This is a genomic window from Rhodanobacter sp. FW104-R8 (genome assembly GCF_001617365.1).
Taxonomy (GTDB): domain Bacteria; phylum Pseudomonadota; class Gammaproteobacteria; order Xanthomonadales; family Rhodanobacteraceae; genus Rhodanobacter.
In genome coordinates this window covers 16,371-35,845 of sequence record NZ_LVJR01000029.1, presented here as the reverse complement: position 1 = coordinate 35,845, position 19,475 = coordinate 16,371, and the positions used below count along the sequence as shown (strand labels likewise).

General features: G+C 66.8%; 15 protein-coding genes and 1 tRNA gene. 14 read left to right on the top strand and 2 right to left on the bottom strand.

The annotated features are described in order from the left end of the window. Nucleotides 1–36: 36 nt before the first annotated feature. Genes RHOFW104R8_RS09810 through RHOFW104R8_RS09800 form a run of 3 tightly spaced genes read left to right on the top strand, consistent with a single transcriptional unit; the run spans nt 37 to nt 2,413 of the window. Nucleotides 37–282, top strand: a complete 246-nt coding sequence (locus RHOFW104R8_RS09810; protein ID WP_068097785.1) for a FeoA family protein — start codon at nt 37–39, stop codon at nt 280–282. Then, nucleotides 279–2,114, top strand: coding sequence for a ferrous iron transporter B (locus RHOFW104R8_RS09805; RefSeq protein WP_068097787.1), 1,836 nt, complete (start codon nt 279–281; stop codon nt 2,112–2,114). The genes RHOFW104R8_RS09810 and RHOFW104R8_RS09805 overlap by 4 nt, the downstream gene beginning before the upstream one ends. Further along, nucleotides 2,111–2,413, top strand: a complete 303-nt coding sequence (locus RHOFW104R8_RS09800; protein WP_068097789.1) for a DUF6587 family protein — start codon at nt 2,111–2,113, stop codon at nt 2,411–2,413. The genes RHOFW104R8_RS09805 and RHOFW104R8_RS09800 overlap by 4 nt, the downstream gene beginning before the upstream one ends. Nucleotides 2,414–2,560: 147 nt before the next feature. Here the strand turns inward: RHOFW104R8_RS09800 and rpsT are convergent, their stop codons facing one another. Then, complete coding sequence (gene rpsT, locus RHOFW104R8_RS09795) at nt 2,561–2,824, bottom strand: 30S ribosomal protein S20 (protein ID WP_068097791.1); 264 nt, start codon at nt 2,822–2,824, stop codon at nt 2,561–2,563. Nucleotides 2,825–3,058: 234 nt separating this feature from the next. Between rpsT and murJ the strand changes: the two genes are divergently transcribed. From murJ to ispH, 5 genes are all read left to right on the top strand, one after another. Next, a complete protein-coding gene (murJ, locus tag RHOFW104R8_RS09790) occupies nt 3,059–4,669 on the top strand; it encodes a murein biosynthesis integral membrane protein MurJ (protein WP_068097796.1) in 1,611 nt (536 codons plus the stop codon). Between the two features lie 48 nt (nt 4,670–4,717). Beyond that, on the top strand, nt 4,718–5,671 hold the full coding sequence (locus RHOFW104R8_RS09785; RefSeq protein ID WP_068097797.1) for a bifunctional riboflavin kinase/FAD synthetase: 954 nt from the start codon (nt 4,718–4,720) through the stop codon (nt 5,669–5,671). 94 nt (nt 5,672–5,765) lie between these two features. After that, the gene (gene ileS / locus RHOFW104R8_RS09780) at nt 5,766–8,627 is read left to right on the top strand and encodes an isoleucine--tRNA ligase (protein WP_068097798.1); all 2,862 of its coding nucleotides are present in this window, start codon (nt 5,766–5,768) and stop codon (nt 8,625–8,627) included. A 159-nt stretch (nt 8,628–8,786) separates the two neighbouring features. Continuing rightward, nucleotides 8,787–9,287 (top strand): signal peptidase II, encoded by a 501-nt coding sequence (lspA, locus tag RHOFW104R8_RS09775; protein WP_068097806.1) that lies wholly within the window; start codon nt 8,787–8,789, stop codon nt 9,285–9,287. Nucleotides 9,288–9,399: 112 nt separating this feature from the next. Next, complete coding sequence (ispH, locus tag RHOFW104R8_RS09770) at nt 9,400–10,362, top strand: 4-hydroxy-3-methylbut-2-enyl diphosphate reductase (protein WP_068097808.1); 963 nt, start codon at nt 9,400–9,402, stop codon at nt 10,360–10,362. Between the two features lie 219 nt (nt 10,363–10,581). Here ispH and RHOFW104R8_RS09765 read toward each other — a convergent pair. Next, nucleotides 10,582–10,657: transfer RNA gene (locus RHOFW104R8_RS09765), tRNA-Thr, on the bottom strand. 255 nt (nt 10,658–10,912) lie between these two features. Between RHOFW104R8_RS09765 and RHOFW104R8_RS09760 the strand changes: the two genes are divergently transcribed. The 6 genes from RHOFW104R8_RS09760 to RHOFW104R8_RS16950 all read left to right on the top strand — a co-directional run bounded on the left by RHOFW104R8_RS09760 (nt 10,913) and on the right by RHOFW104R8_RS16950 (nt 19,379). Next, a complete protein-coding gene (locus RHOFW104R8_RS09760) occupies nt 10,913–12,790 on the top strand; it encodes a diguanylate cyclase (protein ID WP_235605139.1) in 1,878 nt (625 codons plus the stop codon). A gap of 226 nt (nt 12,791–13,016) precedes the next feature. Further along, complete coding sequence (locus RHOFW104R8_RS09755) at nt 13,017–13,583, top strand: GspH/FimT family pseudopilin (RefSeq protein WP_235604394.1); 567 nt, start codon at nt 13,017–13,019, stop codon at nt 13,581–13,583. Beyond that, nucleotides 13,580–14,095, top strand: a complete 516-nt coding sequence (gene pilV, locus RHOFW104R8_RS09750) for a type IV pilus modification protein PilV (protein WP_082823585.1) — start codon at nt 13,580–13,582, stop codon at nt 14,093–14,095. Before RHOFW104R8_RS09755 ends, pilV begins: the two co-directional genes overlap by 4 nt. Next, a complete protein-coding gene (locus RHOFW104R8_RS09745) occupies nt 14,092–15,114 on the top strand; it encodes a prepilin-type cleavage/methylation domain-containing protein (RefSeq protein WP_235604393.1) in 1,023 nt (340 codons plus the stop codon). Before pilV ends, RHOFW104R8_RS09745 begins: the two co-directional genes overlap by 4 nt. A 1-nt stretch (nt 15,115) precedes the next feature. Beyond that, entirely contained in the window at nt 15,116–15,823 is a 708-nt protein-coding gene (locus RHOFW104R8_RS09740; RefSeq protein WP_153021775.1) for a PilX N-terminal domain-containing pilus assembly protein, read from the top strand. 187 nt (nt 15,824–16,010) lie between these two features. Continuing rightward, the gene (locus RHOFW104R8_RS16950) at nt 16,011–19,379 is read left to right on the top strand and encodes a PilC/PilY family type IV pilus protein (protein WP_082823591.1); all 3,369 of its coding nucleotides are present in this window, start codon (nt 16,011–16,013) and stop codon (nt 19,377–19,379) included. The last annotated feature ends 96 nt before the right edge of the window (nt 19,380–19,475 follow it).

Below are 19,475 nucleotides of genomic sequence, written 5' to 3'. Positions count from 1 at the left end.
TATAATGCGAATTATTCTTATTTGAGAATCCAGCCTGTGCGTCTGTCCGATTTGCCCAAGGGTGCGCCTGCCGTGGTCGACCGCGTCGACGATGCGCATGCGGCCGACCCGATCGCACAGCGCCTGCGCGACCTGGGCTTCGTCGACGGCGAGCCGGTGCGCGTGGTGGCGGTGGGGCCGATGGGCGGCGACCCGTTGCTGGTCCAGATCGGTTTCACCCGCTTTGCCCTGCGTCGCGCCGAGGCGGCCCGGATCAGCGTGCGCACCGGGGTGGCGGCATGAGCGCGTCGACCTTGCGGATCGCCCTGGTCGGCAACCCGAACTGCGGCAAGACGGCGCTGTTCAACCAGCTCACCGGCGGCCGGCAGAAAGTGGCGAACTACGCCGGCGTCACGGTGGAGCGCAAGGAGGGCCGCTTCACCGCGCCCTCGGGCCGGGTGTTGCAGATTCTCGATCTGCCGGGCACCTACAGCCTCGAGGCGAACAGCCCAGACGAACAGATCACCCGCGACGTCTGCGCCGGCAACTTCCCCGGCGAGGCGGTACCGGACCTGATCGTCTGCGTGGCCGACGCCACCAACCTGCGCCTGCATCTGCGCTTCGTGCTCGAGGTCAAGCGCCTCGGCCGGCCGGTGGTGCTGGCGTTGAACATGATGGATACCGCGCGCCAGCGCGGCATCGTCATTGACGTGCCCGAACTGCAGCGGCGCCTCGGCCTGCCGGTGGTGGAGACGGTAGCGGTGAAGCGCGGCGGTGCGCACAGCCTGATCGAGCGCGTAGACGGTGAGGTGCCGGCGGCGGCACCCGTACAACCGGACGACGCGGCCAGTCGCGCCGACCTGCATGCGCAGGTGCGCGAACTGCTGGCCGCCACGGTGACCATGCCGCGCACGACGGCGGCGCTGGACGATGCGCTGGATCGCTGGGCGCTGCATCCGGTATTCGGCCTGGCGATCCTGGCGGTGGTGATGTTCCTGGTGTTCCAGGCGGTGTATGCGGCCGGCAAGCCGGTGAGCGACGTGGTCGGCGACGGTTTCGGCTGGATGGGCGAGCATGTCGCCGCGCTGATGCCGGCCGGACCGCTGCAGAGCCTGGTGGTCGATGGCCTGTTCGGCGGCCTCGGCACGGTGCTCGGCTTCCTGCCGGTCATCCTGGTGCTGTTCTTCTTCATCCTCACGCTGGAGGAATCCGGCTACCTGCCACGCGCGGCCTTCTTGCTGGATCGGCTGATGCTGTCGGTGGGGTTGACCGGGCGCTCGTTCATCCCGCTGCTGTCGAGTTTCGCCTGTGCGATCCCCGGCATCATGGGCACGCGTAGTATCACCGATCCGCGCGACCGGCTGACCACGATCCTGATCGCGCCGCTGATGACCTGCTCGGCGCGCCTGCCGGTGTATGCGCTGCTGATCGGCGCCTTCATTCCGATCCGCTACGTGTTCGGCGTGTTCAACCTGCAGGGCATCGTGTTGTTCGCGCTGTACCTGGCCGGCATCCTCGGCGCGATGCTGGTGGGCTGGGTGATGAAACGCATTCGCCGCGACAAGAGCGAGCATGCGCTGCTGATGGAGCTGCCGTCGTACCGCATGCCGAGGCCGCGCGACGTGGCCATCGGCCTGTACGAGCGCGGCATGATCTTCCTGAAGCGGCTGACCGGCGTGATCCTGGGCCTGACCGTGCTGATGTGGTTCCTCTCCACTTTCCCGGGGGCGCCGGAGGGCGCGACCCTGCCGGCGATCGACTACAGCTTCGCCGGCTACATCGGGCGCGGCCTGCAGTACGTCTTCGCGCCGATCGGCTTCAACTGGCAGATCAGCCTGGCGCTGATCCCGGCATTCGCCGCGCGCGAGACCGCGGTGGCGGCGCTGGCCACCGTCTACCTGGTGGGCGGCGAGGGCGAGGGGCTGGGGCAGGCGCTGGCGGGGCAGATCCCGCTGGCCAGCGCGCTGTCGCTGCTGGTGTGGTTCGCGTACGCGCCGCAGTGCATGTCCACGCTGGCGATCATCAAGCGCGAAACCGATTCCTGGCGCAACGTGGCGATCTCGTTCGGCTACATGTTCGTGATGGCCTATGCCGCGTCGTTCGTCGTCTACCAGGTGGCGAGGGCGCTGACATGAGTGGCGGCCTGCTGATGCAGTACGTGGTGGTCGGCCTAGTGGTGCTGGCCAGCGTGCTGCTCGTGTTCCGCAAGCTGGCGCCGAAACTGACCAACCGCTGGCTGGCGGCCGCGTCGATCCGCTGCGGCCGGCCCGGGCGCAGCGCGTGGGTGCGGGCCTTCGCCCGGCGCCTGCAGCCGAAGGAAGCGACCGGGGATTGCAGCGACGGCTGCAGCACCTGCGGCGCCTGCGGCCCGAAGCGGCCGGCGGCGGCACGGTCGGGTGAATCGATGCCGCTGGAATTCCGGCCGCGGCGGTGACGTGCGACGGTACCACAAGGGCGGGCACGGCCCGCCGGTTCTTGCCAGATGAACTTAAAGCGGCGGGCCGTGCCCGCCCTACAAAGACAAGACACAAAAAAGCCGGCTTGCGCCGGCTTTTTCATTTGACGCGGGTCGCGCTCCGGCTTACGCCAGTTCGCGGATCTTCGCGTTGAGGCGGCTCTTGTGGCGGGCGGCCTTGTTCTTGTGGATCAGGCCGCGGGCGGCGTAGCGATCCATCACCGGCTGGGCGGCGGTGAACGCGGCGACGGCGCCGGCCTTGTCCTTGGCCTCGATGGCCTTGACGACCTTCTTCAGGGCGGTGCGGACCATGGAGCGTGCGCTGATGTTGCGCAGGCGGCGCTGTTCGGACTGGCGCGCGCGCTTCTTCGCGGACTTGATGTTGGCCAAGGTAGAACTCCGGGATGCAGTGTTGGGTTGGTGGAAAAAGACGCCAATTATGCGGTCGATTCGCCTATGCGTCAATCATTTAGGCGGCCAGGCGCAGGCCCCGGGCGGGTGTCGCCTGGCCGGGCGGGCCGCGGTGCCGGTATTTTGCCACAGGACGGGCTGTCATCCTGCCCGCCGCGGCTGTCACACTACGCGCCCCGTGCGCCCGGTCCCGCGAAGGTCAAAGACTGCCCCATGAAGTCCCCCAGCATGCTCCGCGGACTGCTCTCGTTCAGCAGCATGACGATGGTTTCGCGGGTGCTCGGCCTGGTGCGCGACATGTCGATCAACGCCGCGTTCGGCGCCAACGGCGCCACCGACGCGTTCTGGGTGGCGTTCCGCATTCCCAACTTCATGCGCCGGCTGTTTGCCGAGGGCTCGTTCTCCACCGCCTTCGTGCCGGTCTTCACGGAAGTGAAGGAGAAGGGCACGCACGCGCAGCTGAAGGAGCTGATGGCGCGGGTGTCGGGCACCCTGGGCGGCGTGCTGCTGCTGATCACTGCGCTGGGCATCATCTTCGCGCCGCAGGTGACGGTGCTGTTCTCGCCCGGCGCGATCGACGAGCCGCGGAAGTTCGAGCTGACCGTCGAGTTGCTGCGGCTGACCTTCCCGTTCCTGCTGTTCGTGTCGCTGACCGCGCTGTCCGGTGGCGCGCTGAACAGTTTCCATCGCTTCGGCTTGCCGGCGCTGACTCCGGTGATCCTCAACCTGTGCATGATCGCCGGCGCGCTGTGGCTGTCGAAGCGGCTGCAGACGCCGATCATGGCGATGGGCTGGGCGATCCTGGCGGCCGGCATCCTGCAACTGCTGTTCCAGTTGCCGGCGCTGCGCGGGCTGGACCTGCTGACCCTGCCGCGCTGGGGCTGGAACCACCCGGAGGTGCGCCGGATCATGCGGCTGATGGTGCCGACCCTGTTCGGCTCGTCGGTGGCGCAGATCAACCTGCTGTTCGACACGGTGATCGCCTCGCTGCTGGTGGTCGGCTCGCAGAGCTGGCTGTCGCAGGCGGACCGCTTCCTGGAGCTGCCGCTGGGCGTGTTCGGCGTGGCGCTGGGCACGGTGATCCTGCCGTCGCTGTCGCGCCATCACGTCAGCACCGACACGGCGGGCTTCTCGCGCGCGCTGGACTGGGGCCTGCGCGTCACCCTGCTGATCGCGGTGCCGGCGATGTTCGCGCTGATGCTGCTGGCCGGGCCGCTGGTGGCCACGCTGTTCCAGCACGGCCACTGGAGCGCGCACGACACGCACATGGCCACGCTGTCGATCACCGCGCTGAGCTTCGGCCTGCCGGCATTCGCGCTGGTCAAGGTGCTGCTGCCCGCGTTCTACGCGCGCCAGGACACGCGTACCCCGGTGCGTGCGGGTGTGGCCTCGCTGCTCGCCAACATGCTGCTTAACGTGGTGTTCCTGGCGGTGCTGTTCGAGCTATGGGCGCCGGCCGAGTTGAAGCAGCTGTCTTGGCTGGACGGCCTGGCCCGGTTGCCCGGCCTGCACATGGCGCTGGGCCTGGCCAGCGCGGTGGCCGCCTACGTGAACCTGTGGCTGCTGTGGCACTGGCTGAAGCAGGCCGGGGTCTACCAGCGCCAGCCGGGCTGGTCGCGGCACCTGCTGCGGCTGGCGGCGGCCTGTGCGGTGATGGTGGCGGTGTTGCTGCTGGGCCGCGGACTGTGGCCGGACTGGACCCACGGTGTGTCGGTGCTGACCCGGCTGTGGCATCTGGCGGCGCTGGTACTGGCCGGCGGGGCCAGTTACGTGGCCGTGCTGTTTGCCGGCGGCTTCCGCCTGCGCGACCTGCGAGGGGCGTAAAGCCGCCCGAGGCTCTTTCGCGGGCGGCCTGGCCGTTATACTCACGCGATGATGAGACTTTCCCGGGATCTCGCAGGCCCCTGCCTGGCGCCGCGCGGCAGCGTGATCGCCGTCGGCGCATTCGACGGCCTGCACCGCGGCCACCAGGCGTTGCTGGCGCAGGTGCACGAGCGTGCGCAAGCGCTGGGCTGCAGCCCGGTGGTGGTGAGTTTCGAGCCGCTGCCGCGGGCGTTCTTCTCGCCGGAGCCGGTGCCGCGGCTGTCCAGCGTGCGCGAGAAGCTGCGCGGCTTCGCCGCCGCCGGCATGGAGCACACCTTGCTGTTGCGCTTCGACCGGGCGCTGACCGCGATGTCGGCCGAGGCGTTCGTGCAACGCGTGCTGGTCGAGCGGCTGGCTGCGCGCGAAGTATGGGTGGGCGGCGATTTCCGCTTCGGCCACAGGCGCGTGGGCGACGTGGCGCTGCTGGAACGGATGGGCGCCGAACTCGGCTTCCATGCCTGCACCATGCCGGCGGTGCAGCTCGACGGCGCCCGCGTCTCGGCCAGCCGGGTGCGCGCCCTGCTCGCGGCGGGCGAGTTCGCCGGGGCCGAGCCGCTGCTGGGCCGGCCGTTCGTGATCGAGGGCAAGGTGGAGTACGGCAACCAGCTCGGCCGCACGCTGGGCTACCCCACCGCCAACATCCACCTGCAGCAGCGGGTCAGCCCGATCCAGGGCATCTTCGCGGTGCGCGTGGGGCTGGGCGAAAGCGAGTGCAGCTGGCCCGGCGTGGCCAGCCTCGGCGTGCGCCCGACCGTGAACCAGGTCGCCGAGCCGCTGCTGGAGGTGCATCTGTTCGACTTCGAGGGCGACCTGTACGGCCGGCGCATGGCGGTGCAGTTCGTCGCCAAGCTGCGCGACGAACGGAAGTTCGACGGGCTGGAGCCGCTGAAGGCGCAGATGGCGCTGGATTCGCGCACGGCGCGCGAACTGCTCGGCATGAATCCGCGGCTGGCCGAGGCGTGAGCCGTATTCCGGTGCGCACGCGTATCGTTTAACTTTGCATCCTTGTGTCCGCCGTTCGGCGGGCCGCGACACTTCAGCGACGGCATCCAGGCCAATGACCCACGACTACAAGAGCACGATCAACCTGCCGCAGACGGATTTCCCGATGCGCGGCGATTTACCGAAGCGCGAGCCGGGCTGGCTGGCCGAGTGGGAGCGGGTCGGCCGCTATGCGCAGATCCAGCAGAAGACGGCGCATCGCGACAGCGTGTTCGTGCTGCACGACGGCCCGCCGTACGCGAACGGCTCGATCCACATCGGCCACGCGGTCAACAAGATCCTCAAGGACATGGTGGTCAAGTCCAAGCTGCTGGCCGGCCAGCGCGCGCCCTACGTGCCGGGCTGGGACTGCCACGGCCTGCCGATCGAGATCGCGGTGGAGAAGAAGTACGGCAAGCCGGGCGACAAGCTCGACGCCGCCCAGTTCCGCCAGAAGTGCCGCGAGTACGCCCAGCAGCAGATCGACGACCAGCGCGCCGGCTTCAGGCGGCTCGGCGTGCTCGGCGACTGGGAGCATCCGTACCGCACGATGGATTTCAGGTACGAGGCCGACATGCTGCGCGCGCTGGCGCGCATCGTTTCCAACGGCCACGTGGTGCGCGGCGCCAAGCCGGTGTACTGGTGCTTCGACTGCGCCTCGGCACTGGCCGAGGCGGAGATCGAGTACGGCGACAAGGTCTCGCCCGCCGTCGACGTGGCGTACGACGCGGTCGACCCGAAGGCGCTGGCGGCCCGGTTCGGCGTGGATGCCGGCGATGCGATCGTCGCCATCCCGATCTGGACCACCACGCCGTGGACCTTGCCGGAAAGCCAGGCGGTGTCGCTCGGCGGCGGTCTCGAATACGCGCTGGTCGAAGGGCCGGCGCGCGAAGGGCAGCGCACGCTGCTGGTGGTCGCCAGCGCGCTGGTCGACAAGGTGGCGCAGCGTTACGGCATCGGCCAGGCGACCGTGCTGGGGCATGCCGAAGGCAGGGCGCTGGAAGGCCTGCAGCTGCATCACCCGTTCTACGAGCGCATCGTGCCGGTGATCCTCGGCGAGCACGTCAGCGCCGAGGACGGCACCGGCGCGGTGCACACCTCGCCCGACCACGGTGTCGAGGATTTCGTGGTGGCGCGCGAGTACGGCATCGGCCTGCTCAACTACATCGGGTCACACGGCAACTACCGCGCCGACACGCCGGCCGCCGACGGCCTCGAACTGGCCGGCATGCACATCTGGAAGGCCAACGACGCCATCGTCGAACTGTTGCGCCGCCGCGGCGTGCTGCTGGCGTTCGCGAAGATCGAGCACAGCTACCCGAACTGCTGGCGGCACAAGACCCCGGTGATCTACCGCACCACGCCGCAGTGGTTCGTCTCGATGGAGCAGGCGGACCTGCGCGAGACCGCGCTCACCTCGATCAGGAGCGTGCGCTGGGTGCCGGGCTGGGGCGAGGAGCGCATCGCCGGCATGGTGGCCGGGCGTCCGGACTGGTGCATCTCGCGCCAGCGCACCTGGGGCGTGCCGATCGCGCTGTTCGTGCACAAGGCCACGCAGGAGCCGCACCCGGATTCCGTCGCGCTGCTGGAGCAGGTCGCGCAGAAGGTGGAGCGGGGCGGCATCGACGCGTGGTTCACGCTGGACGCGGCCGAGCTGCTCGGCGACCAGGCCAGCGACTACGAGAAAGTCACCGACGTGCTGGACGTGTGGTTCGACTCCGGCGTCACCCATTTCGCGGTGATCGGCCAGCGCCCGGAACTGCAGCAGGGCACGGCGTCGCACTACAGGGTGATGTACCTGGAAGGCTCTGACCAGCATCGCGGCTGGTTCCAGTCGTCACTGCTGACCTCGTCGGCGATCTTCGGCCGCGCGCCGTACGACGAGGTGCTTACCCACGGCTTCGCCGTGGATGCGAACGGCCGCAAGATGTCCAAGTCGCTGGGCAACGTGGTGGCGCCGCAGAAGGTGATGGACACGCTGGGCGCCGACGTGCTGCGCCTGTGGGTGGCCTCGGCCGACTACCGCAATGAGATGACCGTTTCCGACGAGATCCTCAAGCGCGTCTCCGATGCGTACCGCCGCATCCGCAACACCGCGCGTTTCCTGCTCGGCAACCTGGACGGCTTCGACCCGGCGCGGCACCTGCTGCCGGTGGATGGCAGCGTGCTGCTCGACCAGTGGGCGGTGCAGCAGGCGCATGACGTGCAGCAGGCGGTGACGGCCGCGTACGAGCGCTACGACTATCCCGAGGTGGTGTCGCGCATCCAGAACTTCTGCACCAACGAACTGGGCGCGTTGTACCTGGACATCACCAAGGACCGGCTCTACACCATGCCGACCGACAGCCGCGGCCGGCGCAGCGCGCAGAGCGCGATGTACCGCATCGCCGAGGCACTGGTGCGCTGGCTGGCGCCGATCCTTAGCTTCACCGCCGAGGAGATCTGGCAGGCTTTGCCGGGCAAGCGCGGCGACAGCGTGCTGTTCGAGACCTGGTACGACGGCCTCGCCGCCACCCAGGCCTCTCCGGAACAGCGGCGCTGGTGGACCGACCTGCTGGCGATCCGCGACGCCGCCTCGCGCGTGCTCGAGGGCATGCGCAAGGCCGAGCTGATCGGCGCCGCACTGGAGGCGAAGCTGGCGATCCATGCCGACGAGGCCACGGTGGCGCGCTACGCCCCTGCGGCCAGTGAACTGCGGTTCTTCTTCATCACCTCCGAGGTGCGTCTCGACCTGGCTGGTGGCCAGCCGGCCGACGCGGTGCTGACTGAGCTGGAGGGCGCCGACGCTTGGGTCTCGGCCACGGTCAGTGGCGCAGACAAGTGCGTGCGCTGCTGGCATCGGCGCGACGACGTGGGCAGCCACGCCGGGCACCCCGAGCTGTGCGGGCGCTGCGTCGGCAACGTCGAAGGGCCGGGCGAGGATCGCCGCTGGTTCTGACCTTGACGTAACTCCCTCCCCTGCAAAGCAGGAGAGGGCCGGGGAGGGGTAGGCTCTTGATCTGATCTCCCAAGGTCAAAAGCGAACCCCCTCCCAACCTCCCCCTGCATTGCAGGGGGAGGAGCCGAAGATCGCCCCATCACCGAGTCCCCGCGCCCTATGACCCCGAAACCCAACGCACTCCCCTGGCTCTGGCTGTCCGCCGCCGTCATCGTGCTCGACCAGCTCAGCAAGTGGTGGGCGTTGTCGGCGCTGCAGCCGGCCGGCGTGCCGCATCCGGTGATCCCGGGTTTCCTGAACTGGACGCTGGCGTTCAATACCGGCGCCGCGTTCAGCTTCCTCGCCGACGGCGCCGGCTGGCAGCGCTGGTTCTTCGTGCTGCTGGCGGTGGCGATCAGCGCCGTGCTGGTGGGTTGGCTGCGGCGCACGCCGCGGCGCGACTGGCGCACCGCGCTGCCGCTGGCGCTGATCGTGGGCGGCGCGGTCGGCAACCTGATCGACCGCCTGCATGCGGCACAGGTCACCGACTTCATCCACGTGCATTTTCGCCAGTGGAACTACCCGGTATTCAACCTGGCCGACTGCGGCATCACGGTAGGTGCCGTGATGCTGATCGCGTTCGGCCTGTTCGCCGGCAAGGGGCAGGGCGACGTGCGATAATCGCATCCCTGTGTGTAGGAGCCCGCTTGCGGGCGATGCTCTTGCTTTGGAGCCCCAAGGAAAAGGCATCGCCCGCAAGCGGGCTCCTACAGGATCCTGAATCGAGGTCAGCTTGGACATCCTGCTCGCCAACCCCCGCGGCTTCTGCGCCGGCGTCGATCGCGCCATCGCCATCGTCGAGCGCGCGCTGGAATCCTACGGGGCGCCGATCTACGTGCGGCACGAGGTGGTGCACAACCGCTACGTGGTCGACAAGCTGCGTGCCGACGGCGCGGTGTTCGTGGAGGAACTGCGCGAGGTGCCCGACGGCGCCACCGTGATCTTCAGCGCGCACGGCGTGTCGCAGGCGGTGCGCGAGGAAGCCGGGCAGCGGCACCTGAAGGTGTTTGACGCGACCTGCCCGCTGGTCACCAAGGTGCACATGGAAGTGGCGCGACTGGGCCGGGTGGGCCGCAGCGTGGTGTTGATCGGCCATGCCGGGCATCCCGAGGTCGAGGGCACCATGGGGCAGTGGAACCGGGCCAATACCGGCGAGATCCTGCTGGTGGAGTCGGTGGAGAACGTCGCCACCCTGACGCCGAAATTCCCGCGTGAGCTGTCCTACGTCACCCAGACCACGCTGTCGGTGGACGATACCAAGGCGATCATCGCGGCGCTGCGCGCGAAATTCCCCGACATCGAGGGGCCGCGTAAGGACGACATCTGCTACGCGACGCAGAATCGCCAGGACGCCGTGCGCCGGCTCGCCGACGCGGTCGACCTGATGCTGGTGGTCGGCTCGGTCAACAGCTCCAACTCCAACCGCCTGCGCGAGCTGGCCGAGAAGCAGGGTGTGCGCTCGTTCCTGATCGACGGCGCGGAGCACATCGAGCGCAGCTGGCTCGACGGCGTCGGGCGGATCGGCCTCACCGCCGGCGCCTCGGCCCCGGAGAAGCTGGTGCGCGATGTGATCGCCCGCCTGCAGTCGTGGGGCGTCGGCGAGGTGCGCGAGCTGGACGGCGAGCCGGAGGACATCACCTTCGCCTTGCCCAAAGAGCTGCGCATGGTCGGCGGCAACGGCTCCGCCAGCCTGTAATCCCGTAGCGGCGAGTCCCCGGCGGCGCAACGATGGCGCTGCCGCGGGTCCACATGCGCGGCGTACTTGCCCGTTGCCGTGCCGAGGGAGCATTCTTCGGGCGTAGGGCTGCGAAAGACGTCGGGAACCGGGGGACGGACGCCTGCAATGCCGCGTGCCATCAGATGCAACCAAGGCCCCGGGAAGCGCGGTTTCCCGGGGCCTTGGTCGTGCAAGGACTGGTGCCGGAAATAGGAATCGAACCTACGACCTACGCATTACGAATGCGCCGCTCTACCAACTGAGCTATTCCGGCAAAGAGCCGAGAATATTACGGGCCGAGCCGCGATGGTGCAAGCGACGATTGCGGCGCCGGCGGCGTCTGCCGGCCATGGATCGGTGGTGCCGGCCGTGCGTCAGGCTGCTGTCGGGCCGCGGTCCCGGCGGGCAGGTCACGCATACTCAGGTTTTCCGGAGCGCGGCCGACAACGAGTCGACGGCCCGCGCTGTCCGGACAGGGAGAGTCTGAATCGACTTTCTTGGGGGCGTATTGTCCGGACTATTTCGAACTTTGCCGGGTTTGCTGTTGCTGCTGACGGCGACGTGCTGCGTGCATGCGGGACCGGCAACGCAGGCATCGGTACGCGATACGGCGGCATTCGACCAGCTCATGCGGCGGCTGGACAACGGTGAGGTGATCCTCAACACCCGGGGAGCGGTCGAGCAGACCCTCGGGCGCCTGCGCGCCCTGTTGCCGCCGGACGACGCCTACCGGCAGCGCCGGTACGACTACATCTACTGCTTCCTGGCATTCGACAACGACGCGAATGGCGGTTACGCCTACGCCGGCCGCGGCATCGAGCAGGCCCACCAGGCGGGCGACCCGGAGGTGGAGGCCAACTTCCAGATATGCCGCGGCCTTTACCAGGGCCGGGTCACCACGGAGCGCGACGCGCTGCCGGCCTACGAGGCCGGCATCCGGATTGCCCGACGCCTGGAGAACAATCGCCTGGTCGCCGACGGGCTGACCTGGCGCGGCAGCGCCCTGTCGCTGCTCGGCGAGCAGGCCAAGGCGCTGTTCGATTTCCTGGAGGCGCAGCGCCTCTATGAAGCCGTGGGCAATACGACGGCCGCGCAATTCAACCTCATCAGCATCGCCACCATCTATCGCCGACTGGGGGAGTACGACAAGGCCGCCGACTATCTGCAGCAGTCGATGGTCTTTGCGCGGCGCAAGCAGGACAGGCAGGAGGAGATGGCGGTAGACATGCAGACGGGGTTCCTGGCGATCGAGCGGGGCGATGCCGCGGCTGCCGTGGCGCCGCTGCAGCAGGCCCTGGCGATCGCGCGCGCGACCGGCTCGCGGCAAAGCGTGGGATCCGCGCTGCTGGCGTTGGCGGAGAGCAGCAATGCCCGGCACCAGTACACCGAGGCGCTGCAGCAGCTGGCGCTTGCCGGCAACGAGTTCCAGGTCGTTTCGGACAAGTCCAGCACCGGCATGCTGGCCCTGCAGTCGGCCAAGGCCCACGCGGGTCTCGGCCAGCACGAACTGGCCGCGCGCGAGTTCGACGTCGCCGAGACCAACGTGAGGCAGGGCGACAACATGCGTTACCTGGCCGAGCTGTACGAGGCGCGTTCGAGGAACCAGGAGGCGCTGGGCAACCCCGCGGCAGCGCTGGCCGACCTGAAGCTCAAGATGCAGGCCGATGCCGCACTGGCGCGGATGGCCAAGACCCAGATCACCACGCTGATGGGCTACCAGTTCGACACCGAGCGGCGTGAACTGGAGAACCGCAAGCTTGCCGCCGACAAGGCGCTCAAGGAGCAGCAGCTGGCCGCGCTGGAGCGCATCCGCGGCTGGCAGAGCCTGGCCATCCTGCTCGCCGGCTCTCTGCTGCTGCTGATGTTCTGGCTGGCGTGGCGGCAATTGCGCCGGAGCCGCAGCCTGCACCGGCTGGCGCTCACCGATGCGCTGACCGGCATCTCCAACCGCCGCCACATCGAGCATACGCTGCACATGGCCATGGACGAGGCCCGCCGCAAGCATCACGAGCTGACCGTGGTCATGTTCGACATCGACCACTTCAAGCAGGTCAACGACAGCCATGGCCACCAGATCGGCGACCAGGTGCTGGAGCAGATCGTCCAGGCCTGCCAGGGCGCACTGCGCCAGTTCGACCGGCTCGGCCGCCTGGGCGGCGAGGAGTTCCTGGTCGTGCTGCCCGATACCGATCTCGAGGGCGGCCTGCAGGTAGCCGAACGCCTGCGCACTGCCGTGGCCGCCGCGAGGCCGACGGTTGCCGGCATCGAGCTGCAGCTCTCGATCAGTCTGGGTGTCGCCCAGCTGCGGCCGGCCGAATCGGGGATGGCCTCCCTGGTGCGGCGCGCCGACGCGGCGCTGTATCACGCCAAGGACAACGGCAGGAACCGGGTCGAGGCGGCGCCCTAGCGAGCTGCCTTGACCGGCGGCCGCGCCGCACGGCCGCCTGTGATCCCGATCACCCTTCCGGCGCCCCGCCGGCCGCTCGTCGGGCAATTGCTACCGCTCGTCGGCTGCAGGCTGGCCGGAACCGGGCGCCTCGGTACAGAGTGACCGCAGGGGTATCAGGGAGAATGCCATGCGGGTCTTGTCGCGTCAGCGAGGTGCTTCGCTGGTCGGGTTGCGGAAGTCGGGTATGGCCGGTGATGGCCCGCCGTGGCGCGGAGCGGCACGGCGATGCCAGTACGGCTTCACCCTGGTCGAGCTGATGATCACCCTCGCCATCGCGGTCATGCTGCTGGTGATCGCCGTGCCGAGCTTCAGGTCGCTGACCCTTTCCAACAAGCTCACCACCACCGCCAACGACGTGGTCAACGCGATCAACGTGGCGCGGATGGAAGCCATCAAGCGCAATGCGAACACGCAGCTGTGCAGCAACTCGGCCAGCGTCAACAGCGCCGACGCCCTTGGCGCGGCGTGCAGCACCCAGACCGGCGCGGTCTACGCGATGGCCGGTGCCGGCGCCAACCCGGTGCTGGCCGGCACGACCGGCATCGACACGACCGTGCAGTTGTCGGGCGATGTGGTGGCGATCCGTTTCGGCGGACAGGGGCTGGGGCAGGCCGTGGGCACCACCAGCCCCTACACCGGCACGGTCGCGGACATCTGCACCGGCCAGATGAGCAGCGACAACCATCGCGTGATCACGATGACGACCGGGTCGATTCTCGTGACCACCACCAAATCGGGAGCCTGCCCATGACGAATCGCCCCACTCCGGCCATGCGCCCCGTGCATGTGGTCGGGCAGCGGGCCGCGCGCCTGCATGCCGGCCAGTCCGGTGTCGGCCTGATCGAGGTGCTGGTGGCCGTGCTGGTGCTTTCCATCGCCTTCCTCGGCATCGCGGCGTTGCAGGCGCTGTCGCTGTCCACCAACAACAGCGCGATGGCGCGTAGCATGGCAACGATCGACAGCTATTCGATTCTGGACGCGATGCGGGCAGACGCCGCCAGTGCCAGGGGTGGCGCCTACAACACGACCGCCACGAAGGCCAGTGCCTGTCCGGCGGTGGCGACGACCGCCTCGTTGTCCAATGCGCAGCTCATCCAGTGGTGCAACCAGCTCGGTGCCGACCTCGGCAAGACGGCCAACACCATCGGTGCGATCAACTGCAGCAGCTCCGGCGATTGCACCATCACCATCACCTTCGACGACAGCCGGGGCGGGGCGGGTGGTACCAGTGCCCAGGCAGTCACCACCAGGGCCATGCTATGAGCAAGTGTTGCACCACTCATCGCGGCCTGATCCGGCGCGAGCTCCGGTCGGCAAAGCCATCGGTCGGCTTCAGCCTGATCGAACTGATGATCGCCATGTTGCTGGGCCTGATCGTCATCGGCGGCGTGGTCAGCGTGTTCCTGGCGAACCAGCAGTCCTATCGCACCAATCAGGCGCTGGGCGAGGTACAGGATGGCTCGCGCACCGCGTTCGAGATGATGGCGCAGGACATCCGGAACGCCGGACTCATCGGTTGCGATAGTGGCGGAGACATCGCGAACGTCCTCGCGAACAAGGGCACCGCCTGGTGGGCCAACTGGAACAATGCCATGAAAGGTTACGGCAGTGCCCAGGCCGATCCGGCGGCGCCTTCCGGGACAGGCGCTGGGCAGCGCGCGACTGGCGATTCGCTGGAGCTCATCGGTGCCACCAATTCCGGCCTGAGCGTGCTCTCCGACAACCATACGACGACCCTGTTCACGCTCAACGAAACCAGCCCGGACCTGCTGTCGGGTGATGTGATGATCGTGTGCGATCCCGGGAATGCGGCGGTGTTCCAGTCCAGCAGCTACAGCAGCACGGCCAAGACTGTCGGGTACGACGCCCCTGCCGGCACGCCCGGCAACTCCTCCAAGATCCTGGGCGCCACCGGCACTCCCTACACCTTCGGGGCCAACGCGCTGATCGCCAAGTTGACCGCCGTGGACTGGTATATCGGCAATACACCGGGGGTGGCTGGCGGCCTTTCGCTATATCGCGTGAGATTGGTCAACAATGCCGGATCCATCGCCACGACCGCCGATGAGATGGTGCGCAATGTCACCGATATGAGCATCAAATATCTGCAGTCGGGCAATGCCAGTTTCGGGGCGGCAAGCACGATCACTAACTGGGGGGCGGTGACTGCGGTGCAGGTCCAGTTGACGCTGCAAAGTACCAACCAGAACGCCGGCACCGACGCCAAGCCGATCACACGCATATTTACCGCCACCACCACCGCGCGCAACCGGGTGAACTGAGATGAGCCACGCTCTCGCATCCCTTCCGTCGAAACCGTTTCGACGCTGCTTCGATATCGCGGCGGGCGTGACTTCCGGTGCCGCCCATCCGGCAAGGGTGCAGCCGTTGTTCGCACAAGGTCGACATGGCCTGTCGTCACCCCGCGCCGGCCAGCGCGGCGTGGCGCTGGTGGTGGCGTTGATCCTGCTGGTGGTGCTCACCCTGGTCGGGCTGGCGGCGGTTCGCGGCACCATCATGCAGCAGAAAATGACTTCCAATTTCAGCGACCGGCAAATCGCCTTCCAGGTGGGCGAAGCGGCGCTGCGACAAGCCCAGATCACGGTGCAGGGCGTGCCGACGCCGGTGACGACGGCCACCCTGCCGGCGACCATTCGCAACTGCTCGCCGGGCAGCGGAACCGTGTGCCTGGCCAACCCACTGACGGACACAACCCTCCCGCCCGCTGACATCGTTTCCGTGCCTGTCGGGTCATTCAATGCAAACAGTGGAGGCGGCCTGGCTGCCGGTCAGCCGAAGTACGTCATCGAGTACATGGGGAATTTCAACGCACCGACGCCCACCGTCCAGCAGCTTTCGGGCTGCTCCGGTTATGCCCCATGCGGGTTGTCGAATACCGCCGATTACTATCGCATCACCGTCAGCAGCGGCCCGACGACAGCCGGGACGGATCGGGCAACCGTGACATTCCAGACCATGTTCAGGCGATGACGCCGTGGTGTGCGCTTGCCTGACGTCATTCGACACGTGCCAGGGGCTTGCGATGCCCTCGTATGTGGCTTAGTCAGTTGTGAACAGGGGTGCCGAGGCTCCAGTGATCCACCGGCATCCACCAGCATCAAGGTCGTCACATAGCCGAACATTGATCGGCGCCAGTCTAGAGACAACGGGAAAGGCCATGTCCATCAAACTCACCAAGCTGGTATCCCTGTTCGCAGGCCTGCTGTTCAGCTGTGCGGCCACGGCACAGACCACCACCTACAAGGACAATTTCTCGGGTGCCACGAGCACGTTGAGTTGGCTTGCGTTGAATGATGCCTGCCTCACGGCGGGTACAGCGGCTAAAAGCACGGGGGTCATACCGGGCTGCGCAAATATAGGGGTGACCGCCCCCGTGGACGCGGCAGGTTCCGGCGCGCTTCGCCTCACCCCTGCTTTGGGTAACCAGACCGGCGCGATTCTCTCGAATTTCACGTTTCCGTTGAGCCAGGGCATGCAGGTCACGTTCACCACCTATACATACGGTGGCGACAGCGGAGGCACTGCAAAAAATGGTGCGGACGGCATCACATTCATGCTGACCGACGGTACCGCGGTTGCTCCTACGGTAGCCGGTGGACTGGGTGGCAGCCTCGGCTACAGTTGTTCCAACGTCAATCCCACCTACGATGGTATGGCCAATGCTTATCTGGGCCTGGGTATCGATGAGTATGGCAATTATCTCAATCAACCCGATAACACCAGTACCGGCATCCTCAATTCGAACGCTAGCGGTGGCACGAAGGCGTATGGCACCAATTCCTTTGGTACTAGTGGACAGTATCAGCCTGAGCGGATCGGATTGCGGGGTGCCGGCAACACGAATTGGGCGTGGCTCAAAACGCAGAATCCTGCTTACTACAATGACAGCAGCCCGAATAAGGCGAAGGTCACCGCTGCTTGCAGTAAGGGACAATATGTAAAAACCTTTACGACGTACGTAGACGACAATGGAACAACGATACAGAGTCCGACGGCCTATGCGGCAATTCCATACAACTACAACGCGATCGCTGGCGGCTATCGGGTGCTGCCTGACAGCACCCTGATTGCCAATGAGGCCACGAAGGTACGATCCACCCCGTCTGCCCCCACTGACACCACCAAGAATGCATGGCCGATCACCTACAAGTTGACGCTTTCTCCGGCGGGCTTGTTGAATTTTTCATTCAGCTACAATAACGGCGCTTTTCAGCCGGTATTGGCAAACAGGTTGATTACGACGGACAACGGCCCGTTGCCCACATCCTTCCGTTTCGGTTTTTCCTCGGGTACAGGCGGCAGCAACAACGTCCATGAAATCACCTGTTTCCAGGCGTCACCGCTGCAGTCCAACAGCAGTGCGAGCGCGAACACGGTGCAGTCGGGACAGGTGAAGACCGGGTCGCAGATCTACCTGGCGTCATATTCGTCGGACAACTGGTGGGGTTCGCTCGTATCCGATTCGCTGGTCACCATCGGCGGGAAGCTCAGCGTTGCATCGACCGCCAACTGGGACGCCAGGTGTGTGCTTACCGGCGGACCATGCGCGGCGATGGGAACGGATGCGTCAGGCAATCCCACGACCAGCGTTGCGGTGCAGGGGCCTGCCGCACGCACGCTGTTAACCTGGGACAGCGTCGGCAGTACAGCCTTGCCGCTGCAATGGACCAGTCTCACCACGGCCCAGCAGACAGCCTTGAACAGCACCGATGCTTCAGGTGCGAACCGTGTTGCCTGGCTGCGCGGCGACCGGACGGTCGAGCAGTTGGCTAGCCCGACTCCCGGCACGCTGCGGGCACGCACCGCGGTGCTGGGCGATATCGTCAACTCCAGCCCGACCTGGGTGGGCGCTCCGGTCGCGGCTGCCAATCCTGATGTGTTCAGCGATGGCCTCTACGGGAGCTCGGTCAGCCCACCGGAGAATGGCAGCAGTGCCCAGGCCTACAGCGCCTTCGCCAGCACCAACGCGACGCGCCTGAACGTGGTCTACGTGGGCAGCAACGACGGGTTCCTGCACGGTTTCGAAGCGGGCGCCAACAAGACCGACGGTACCTATGACGCCACCAAGAACGACGGCAAGGAAGTTCTCGGATTCATGCCTTCGGCGGTGCTTTCCAGCGCGGCGACGGTCAGCCTCACCAACCCCACCTACGTGCACAACTATTTCGTGGACGCCACTCCGACGGCGGGCGATCTGTTCTACGGAAACGCGTGGCACACGTGGCTGGTGGGTGGCGTGGGAACCGGCGGCTCGGAAATCTACGCACTCGATATCACCGATCCGACCAAGTTCACGGAAAGCACCGCTTCGTCGGTGGTCATCGGCGACTGGACCAGTGCCACCACCGGGCTGTCGAATCTCGGGCAAACCGTCGGTTCGCCGATCATCACCCGGATGCACAACGGGCAGTGGGCGATCATCTTCGGCAACGGACTGGGCAGCGGCAAGAGTGCCGGCGTCTATATCGGCCTGGTCTCAAGCACCGGTGCGGTCACGTTCCAGTTTCTCGACACGGGCGTGGGCTCGGCCACCAGCGCGAACGGCATCGCCTATGTCGCTTCGGCGGACCTTGATGGCGACCACATCGCGGATTACCTGTATGCCGGCGACCAGCAGGGAAATGTCTGGCGCTTCGATGTCACCAGCAAGACGGCCACGAGTTGGGGCGTTTCGAAATTCGGCAATGCAGCGGCAACTCCGCTGTTCGTGGCCAAGGACGGAAGCGCCACGCCCAAGCTCCAGCCCATCACGACCGCGACCACCATCGCGGCTATCAAGACAGGCAGCGTGAACCGGGTCATGGTGCTGTTCGGTACCGGCCAGAAGACGCCGCTCACCGCCACCAGTCCGGATGTCTATGCGACCGGTACCCAGACCTTCTATGGCATCTGGGACTGGGACATGACGGCTTGGAACGCGGCAGCAAGCCTGAAGAGGCAATACGCCAGTCTGACGGGTACCCAGGCGATAGCCCGCAGCGCGCTGCTGGCACAGACCGTGGTGGCAACGACGGCTGGCCCGGGCGGCACCAGTCTGGTACTCGGCTATCGCACCCTGAGCACGAGCAAGGTGGTGTGCTGGCAGGGCAGCACGACCTGCACGACGGGCAATACCCAATATGGCTGGCTGTTCGACTTTCCCGACACCCAGGAGCAGGTCATCTACAACCCGGCCATCGTGGGTGGCGCGGTCGTGGTCAGCTCGGCCATCCCGCCGGTCATTTCGGCCGCGAAATGCAATCCCGGACTGCAGAGCGGCTGGACGATGGCGTTCGACCCGTCGTCGGGTGGAGCGCTGCCCGGGGGCTTTTTCCCGAATGCGAGCGGAGCGTTCGGCACGGCTTCCGACGGTTCGGCTGTCGCTGGCATCCGGCTCGATGCGGTGGGTAGTCCGACCACGGTGACGTACGGCGGGCAAACCTATATCGTCACCCAGACCGTGACGGGCAGCGCCGCTCTCAGCCAGGTGAATCCACCGAGCAACGATGTTCCGTCGCGGATCTCCTGGAGGGAAATCAGGAATTGATCAGCGTCGGCACGACATCCAGCCGGGAGAAGTTCATCGACCGATCGCTCATCACTCGCCAGAATGTCACTCTGGCGAGTGATGAGATCTGCCGCT

Coding starts and splice junctions, on each gene's coding strand:
- RHOFW104R8_RS09805 (WP_068097787.1), top strand. CDS start 279: ATGAGCGCGTCGACCTTGCGGATCGCCCTGGTCGGCAACCCGAACTGC.
- RHOFW104R8_RS09800 (WP_068097789.1), top strand. CDS start 2,111: ATGAGTGGCGGCCTGCTGATGCAGTACGTGGTGGTCGGCCTAGTGGTG.
- murJ (WP_068097796.1), top strand. CDS start 3,059: ATGAAGTCCCCCAGCATGCTCCGCGGACTGCTCTCGTTCAGCAGCATG.
- RHOFW104R8_RS09785 (WP_068097797.1), top strand. CDS start 4,718: ATGATGAGACTTTCCCGGGATCTCGCAGGCCCCTGCCTGGCGCCGCGC.
- ileS (WP_068097798.1), top strand. CDS start 5,766: ATGACCCACGACTACAAGAGCACGATCAACCTGCCGCAGACGGATTTC.
- lspA (WP_068097806.1), top strand. CDS start 8,787: ATGACCCCGAAACCCAACGCACTCCCCTGGCTCTGGCTGTCCGCCGCC.
- RHOFW104R8_RS09755 (WP_235604394.1), top strand. CDS start 13,017: ATGGCCGGTGATGGCCCGCCGTGGCGCGGAGCGGCACGGCGATGCCAG.
- pilV (WP_082823585.1), top strand. CDS start 13,580: ATGACGAATCGCCCCACTCCGGCCATGCGCCCCGTGCATGTGGTCGGG.
- RHOFW104R8_RS09745 (WP_235604393.1), top strand. CDS start 14,092: ATGAGCAAGTGTTGCACCACTCATCGCGGCCTGATCCGGCGCGAGCTC.
- RHOFW104R8_RS09740 (WP_153021775.1), top strand. CDS start 15,116: ATGAGCCACGCTCTCGCATCCCTTCCGTCGAAACCGTTTCGACGCTGC.
- RHOFW104R8_RS16950 (WP_082823591.1), top strand. CDS start 16,011: ATGTCCATCAAACTCACCAAGCTGGTATCCCTGTTCGCAGGCCTGCTG.